Annotated in this window: 5 protein-coding genes; all 5 read left to right on the top strand. The window is 64.4% G+C overall.

Annotated elements, in window-relative coordinates:
- On the top strand, positions 1-2,309 hold a 2,309-nt coding region (locus HUK84_RS08285), incomplete at its 5' end, for a TonB-dependent receptor (RefSeq protein WP_218064278.1).
- 27 nt (positions 2,310-2,336) lie between these two features.
- Complete coding sequence (locus tag HUK84_RS08280; protein WP_218064277.1) at positions 2,337-3,461, top strand: YncE family protein; 1,125 nt, start codon at positions 2,337-2,339, stop codon at positions 3,459-3,461.
- 54 nt (positions 3,462-3,515) lie between these two features.
- Complete coding sequence (locus HUK84_RS08275) at positions 3,516-4,319, top strand: hypothetical protein (RefSeq protein WP_176639874.1); 804 nt, start codon at positions 3,516-3,518, stop codon at positions 4,317-4,319.
- A 5-nt stretch (positions 4,320-4,324) separates the two neighbouring features.
- The gene (locus tag HUK84_RS08270) at positions 4,325-4,840 is read left to right on the top strand and encodes a cytochrome b (RefSeq protein WP_176639873.1); all 516 of its coding nucleotides are present in this window, start codon (positions 4,325-4,327) and stop codon (positions 4,838-4,840) included.
- Positions 4,841-5,046: 206 nt separating this feature from the next.
- Positions 5,047-6,742 (top strand): alpha-glucosidase (locus HUK84_RS08265; RefSeq protein ID WP_317135263.1); only part of this gene is annotated, 1,696 nt, incomplete at its 3' end.

Here is a 6,742-nt window from a genome sequence, read left to right as displayed (position 1 = left end):
AGCCCCCGCCCGGCAGCGCGGCCCCGATTGCACCGGCGGTGAAGAAGGCGCCGTCCGGAAAACCGGTCGGGACGGGGGCGCGGGGTGCGCCTTCGGTCGAGGAAGTCGATGTGCGGGGCGCCATTTATCGTCACACGGGCGGCGGATTGATGTCGCGCGAGACCGCGCCCAAGGCGATCAGCGCGGTGACGCAGGCCTATATCAGCCGGCAGAGCCCGAGCGCCACCGCGCTGACGCTTGTCTCCATGATGCCGGGGGTGAATTTCGCCGCGGCCGATCCGATGTCGGCCACCGATCAGGCGGACATGTCGTCGCGCGGCGTGGACCAGCCGGAGATCGGCTATATCTTCGAGTCGGTGCCGTTGAATTTCTCGCTGACCGGCAATCCGAACACCACGGCCTGGGCGGATTCGGAGAACATGGCGCGGATTTCCTTCGCCCAGGGGGCGTCGGAGATCCAGGACCCGACCTTCAGCGAGGTGGGGGGATTGCTGCGGGCGAGCATGCGCGATCCGGCGGACAATTTCGGCGGCGCGTTCGATGCGAGCTATGGCAGTTTCGACATGCATCGCGAGTTCGTGCGGCTGGATAGCGGCTATATCGGTCATAGCGGGGTGAAGGCCTATATCTCGTTCTCCGACATGATGGTGCGGAACTGGCGCGGCCTGGGGCCGAACCACCGGCGGCACGTCGATTTCAAGGCCGTCAAGGACTGGTCCGCCGACAGCCATACCAGCCTGGCGGTGACCTATAACGATCTGCTGAAATCGGCCTATACCCAGCCGACGATGGCGCAATGGCTGAAACAGGGGGTGAACTACAATTATCCGGGCACCTATACCCCGGGACAGACGACCTATTACAAGAACTTCATCAATGTGTGGCAGGCGATCGTCGTCAGCATGCCGTCGGACCTGCGGCTGACGCGGCATCTGCGCCTGAACGTCACGCCCTATATGTCCTGGGCGCGGGGCTATGCGCCGGCCGGGACGCTGCTGAACGTGGCGGGGAATTACTACGGCCGCAGTTTCTATCCGGAGAATCTGGGCTTTGCGCCGACCAACGCCGCGCATACCCAGTTCAACGCCATCAGCACCAACGTGATCCAGGATACCTATGCCGGGTTCAACACCTTTCTGACCGCGCATTACGGGCGGTCGGAGACGCTGTTCGGCTATTGGTACAATTTCGACAACGGGCATATGGATTATTTCTACCAGGGGGTCGGCGCGAACGGGATCGCGCCCGATCCGACCGGGGAGAAGGCGATCACCTTCGCCAACGGGGTGCGGCTGTCCAACCAGCTCGGCAACATCACGACGCAGACCAATGCGCTGTACGTGTCCGAGAAGATCGGCCTGATTCCCGATCACCTGGATCTGTACGCGGGGTTCAAGGAGGTGATGATGAGCCGCGATGCCCAGAACCAGATTCCGGGCACGGCCTATGTCCGTGCCAACAGCGCGCATCCGCTGCCGCGCGTGTCGCTGAACTGGCGGCTGAACGACACGCATCAGTTCTTCATCGACGCGACGACGAATTTCCGGGTTTCGCCGGGGAACAATCTGTTTACCTCCTATAACATCAATAACGGGCATATCGCCCATCAGGGTGCCGCGGGGCCGGACGAATATGCGATCGGCGAGGAGGTGGGCTATCGTTATAATGGACCGGTGCTGGCGTCGGTCACCTTCTTCAACACCAACATCACCAACCGCCAGATCGTGACCATCATCAATGCCAACCAGATTTCGGGCACGGTCAGCGGCGGCGGCCAGACCAATCGCGGCGTGGACGGCGAGGTGGCGACCAGGCCGTTCCATCACGTGACGGCCTATGTCTCGGGCGAGTATCTGCACGCGACCGAGGACAATAATATCCGCGCGATCGCGACCAGCGGCCTGGTGGATTACCTGCCGTCGGCGGGGAAGATCGCGGTGCGCAGCCCGAAATGGCAGGCGGCGCTGGGCCTGGCCTATGATGACGGCACGTTCTTCGGCGACATGAACCTGAAACATATCGCGTCGCAATATTCGACCTTCATGGATGACGAGAAGATGCCCGCCTATACCAACGTCAATATGAGCGTGGGGGTGCGCGGGTCGGATTGGGGATGGCTGAAGCGTCCGGAATTCCGGCTGAACTTCATCAATGTCGGGGATGCGCATTACCTGTCGGGCGTGGCGAGCCCGGTGGCGACCGCCAGGGGCGCGCGTGGCATCTATGGCGGCAAGATCGCGGCGGGCAGCGCGTCGTACTATGTCGGACCCGGCTTTGCCATGCTGGGCACGATTTCGACGTCGTTCTGAGCCATAGGGGAAAGAGGAGAAGGCATGATGCGGAAATCGTCCATTGGGCTGGGGGTGGCGCTGGGGATGCTGGCCGGCGTGGCGGGGGTGGGGCCGGCGGGGTGGGCCGCCCCCGCCGGACCTGCCTTTGACGCGGGACGGGATGCCGCCTGGCGCCTGGCGGGGGAAGTCGCGTTTCCGGACGTCAAAAGCGGGCCCTATTCGGATTACGTGACGACGGATACGCGGCGGCACCGCGTCTTCACGACCATGCAGGCCAGCAAGGAGGTGGTGGTGTCCGATTACGAATCGGACAAGGTGATCAAGGTGATTCCCGGATTCGGCAACCCGCACGGCGTGGTCTATCGCGGCGATACGGACCGGCTTTATGTGTCGGACGGGGCGGGAAAAATCGAGGTGTATGACGGCGCCAGCTATGCGCACCTGAAGACCATCGCGCTGCGGCCGGGGGTGGATGGCGTCGTCTATGACCCGCAGGACAAGAGACGGATCTATGTCGCCAATGGCGGCGACGATGCGGGCGAGGCGACGGCGCATCTGTCGGTGATCGACACCGACCTGGACCGGGTGGTGGCGGACTGGGTTTTTCCGACCCCGGTGCTGGAGCAGGGAGTGATCGATCATGCGGAGGGGCGGATGTATCTGAACCTGCCGATGAAGGCCGCGCTGGCGGTTATCGACCTGAAAAGCGGGCGGATCGCGGCGCAATGGGCGGTGCCGTCCTGCGGCAGGAACATGTCGGTCGCCCTGTCGCGCGCCTGGAACCGTCTGTTCGTCGCCTGCCGCAACAGTTCGATGCGCGGGGTGATCGTCGTGTTCGACCTGAAGACGGGGGCGGTGAGCAAGGTGCTGCCGTCGCGCGGGTGGATCGACAGTCTGTGGCTGGACGAGAAGCGGCGGCGGATCGTCGATTCCTCGGGCGACGGGGTGGTGGAGACCTATGTCTATACCCCGGATGACGCCGCCGCGGGCATTTCGGGCCCGGGTGGGCGGTCGGGCGGGCAGTATCGGAAGGCCGACGATGTGGAGACGTCGGTGATGGCCAAGACCAGCTATTTCGACCCGGTGGCGGATCGCCTGTTTGTCTCGGTGCCGCATCTGGGTTTTCCCACCGACTATGCGAAGGTGATGATATTCCGGCCCGTCGAATAGAAACGGCCAGGTCTTTCCCTTGTAGGTAAACACAAAAGCATCACGAGGTTGTTCATGAGCTGGATATTCCGGATGCGGGCCCTGGCGTGTGTCGCCGGACTGGCGGCGTCTGCCGCGTCGCTCGCCATGTGGTCTGCGGTCTCGTCCGCCCGGGCCGATGAAATCCATCAGGACGGGCCGACCACGCTGGCGATCTTCTATCGGGCCAAGCCGGCGGACCGGCCGGCCTTTCGCCGCTATCTGCTGGATCGCGAACTGGACCGGCTGGCCGCGTGGAAGAAGGGCGGCGTGCTGAAGAATTACCAGATCCTGTATAATCCCTATGTGGATTCCGAGACCTGGGATGCCGCGACCCTGCTGGAGTTTCCGTCCTATGCCCAGGTGGGGCAGTGGCAGGCGATCGAGCAGACCGCGCCGGGCGGGCTGGATGCGGCGGGGCTGGCGCTGGCCCGGCCGGTGCAGACCTATTCGCTGGATCTGCGCTGGACCGAGGGGAGCGGCGATCCGAACCGGGGGATCTATTACATCATCAACTACACTGTGGGGAACGACGAGAACTGGAAGAAGTGGGACGTTTCCTTCAAGGGGTACGGGCTGCCGCAGATGCATGGCTGGATCCGCGACAAGGCGTTGATCAGCTATCGGATGTATACCAACCGCTATGATTCCGGCGACCGGTGGGACGAATTGCTGCTGCTGCAATATCGCGACCTGGCCGCGCTGGGGCAGCGGGACGCGGAAATGGCCAAGGTGCGGGCCGAACTGGCGCGGGACCCGAATTTCAAGCCGCTGATCGACCATGTCCATGCGTTCCATACCGAGGGCAATGACGTGCTGGGCGTCCCGCTGGTGAAATGAGCGGGGTGCGATTCCTCGGTGAGGCGGAGCGGCATCCGCCCGCGTTGCGGGCGGTGCACTGGCTGACGGCGGGGCTGGTGGCGTGTCTGTTCGCGACGAACTGGCTGCGCGAGGGAAGTGCGCATGGCAGCGCGATCCGGAAATTCTGGCTGCAGAGCCATGAATTGGCCGGATGCGCGGTCTTCGGGCTGACGCTGCTGCGGTTGGGGCTGCGGTTGGGGCTGCGCAAGGCGGGCGGGACGGCGCGTCCGGCGCGGATGCTGCATGGCGTCTTTTACGGGTTCCTGCTGATGCTGCCGGTCTTCGGCCTGCTCTGGGCGCTGTTCGGGGCGTCGGCGAAAATCGCGTTCTGGACCCTGCCGGCCCCGGCGGCGCGGAATCCGGCGATGGTCGACCTGGCCAGCAGGATTCACAGCCATGTCGTGGCCTATGTCTTTCTGGCGCTGATCGGCGTGCATGGGCTGGCGGCGGCGTGGCATGGGTTGGTCCGGCGGGACGGGGTGGTGCGGCGGATGTTGTGAGTGCTTGCGGGCGCGTAAGGATGGGGGGGGCGGGTGCGTCCTGTTCTTTTTTTGAAAAAAAGAACCAAAAAACTTTTGAACATTGGGAGAATGTGCTGGGAACGCGCAAAGCCCCAAAACGAATAAAAGTCTTTTTGCTTCTTTTTCTTCAGAAAAAGAAGAGACTTTCACGGTTGGCTCCATAGGACCGGAGGACGAAGAATTTGGTGATATCGCGAAGGGTTGTCGCGAAACTGGGAGCGTCCCTGCTGCTGGCGCCGGCGGGGGTGCGGGCGGCGCGGGGGGCGGCCGTGCCGTGGTGGAAGCGGGCGGTGGCCTATGAGATCTATCCCCGGTCCTTCCAGGACGGGAACGGGGACGGGATCGGCGATTTTCGCGGCATGGCCGCGCGGGTCGATCATCTGGCCGACCTGGGCGTCGATGCGGTGTGGGTCGCGGCCTGTTTCGATTCGCCCAATGCCGACAACGGGTATGATGTGCGGGATTATCGCAGGATCATGCCCGATTTCGGCACGATGGCGGATTTCGACCTGTTTCTGTCGCGCGCGCGGGCGCGGGGCATCCATGTCATCCTGGACATGGTGTTCAACCATACCAGCGACGAGCATGAATGGTTCGTGCGGAGCCGGCGGTCGCGGGACGACCCGTATCGCGATTTCTATATCTGGCGCGACGGGCGCGACGGCGGACCGCCCACCGACTGGCAGGCGGCGTTCGGCGGTCCGGCCTGGCAGTTCGACGCGCGGACGGGGCAATATTACCTGCATACCTTCGTGGCCAAGCAGCCCGACCTGAATTGGGAGAATCCCAAGGTCCGGGCGGCGTTGTACGATATCCTGCGCTTCTGGGCGGCGAAGGGGGTCAGCGGGTTCCGTTTCGATGCCATTACCAGCCTGGCCAAGCCGTCGGCGATGCGCGACCTGACGCCGGCGCAGCGGGCGGGTTCGGGCGCGTTCGCCGAGATCGGGCCGCGCCTGGAGGGGTATCTGCACGACATGTACACGCATGTCTTTGCCGGGACCGACCTGTATACGGTGGGCGAGGCATGGGGCGCGCCGCACGCGGCCATCGCCGCGATGACCGACGACCGGCGCGGCGGGCTGAATTCGGCCTTTCGGTTCGACCTGCAGTTGCAGGACGTCAGGGGCTGGCGCAAGACGCCGTGGCGGCTGGAGGCGATGCGCGCCTTCAATGCCGACAATGCGTTCGACGACGATCCGCATGTCTGGCCGCTGGTCTATCTGGAGGATCACGATTTTCCGCGGGCGGTGTCGCGCTATGGTTCGGCGCGGCCGGAATTCCGCGAGCGGTCGGCCATGCTGCTGGCGACGATGCTGCTGTCGCTGAAGGGTACGCCCTTCATCTATCAGGGCCAGGAAATTGGCATGGCCAATTATCCGTTCACCGCCATCGACCAGTATCGCGACGTGGCCGCGCGTCAAGGCTGGCGCGACGAGGTGCTGTCCGGGCGGGTGCCGGCGGCGACCTATCTGGCCAATCTGGCGCAGAGCAGCCGGGACAATGCGCGCACGCCGATGCAATGGGACGGGTCGGCGCATGCGGGCTTTACCACCGGGGTGCCGTGGCTGGCGGTCAATCCCGACCATGTGCGGGTCAATGTCGCGGCCCAGCAGGGGGTGGCGGGGTCGGTCCTGTCCTTCTATCGGCGGATGATCGCCTTGCGTCGCGCACGCTCCTGCCTGGCGACGGGACGTTACCAGGACGTGAGTCCGGACGGGCGGCAGGGGGATGTGGACCGTCCGGGGGGCCGCACCGGGGGCCTCTATGCCTATCTGCGGCGGGATGAGGCCGGGGCGGCGCTGGTGGTGCTGAATTTTTCGGATGCGGCGGCGCGCTATGCGCTGCCGGACGGCATGGCGGCGGAGCGGGTGCTGATCGGCA

This window comes from Nguyenibacter vanlangensis (genome assembly GCF_013376155.1).
GTDB classification, from domain to species: Bacteria; Pseudomonadota; Alphaproteobacteria; order Acetobacterales; family Acetobacteraceae; genus Gluconacetobacter; species Gluconacetobacter vanlangensis.
Note: the sequence above shows the minus strand (reverse complement) of the source record. Positions and strands in the feature narration are given on the sequence as shown.

Coding starts and splice junctions, on each gene's coding strand:
- HUK84_RS08280 (WP_218064277.1), top strand. CDS start 2,337: ATGCGGAAATCGTCCATTGGGCTGGGGGTGGCGCTGGGGATGCTGGCC.
- HUK84_RS08275 (WP_176639874.1), top strand. CDS start 3,516: ATGAGCTGGATATTCCGGATGCGGGCCCTGGCGTGTGTCGCCGGACTG.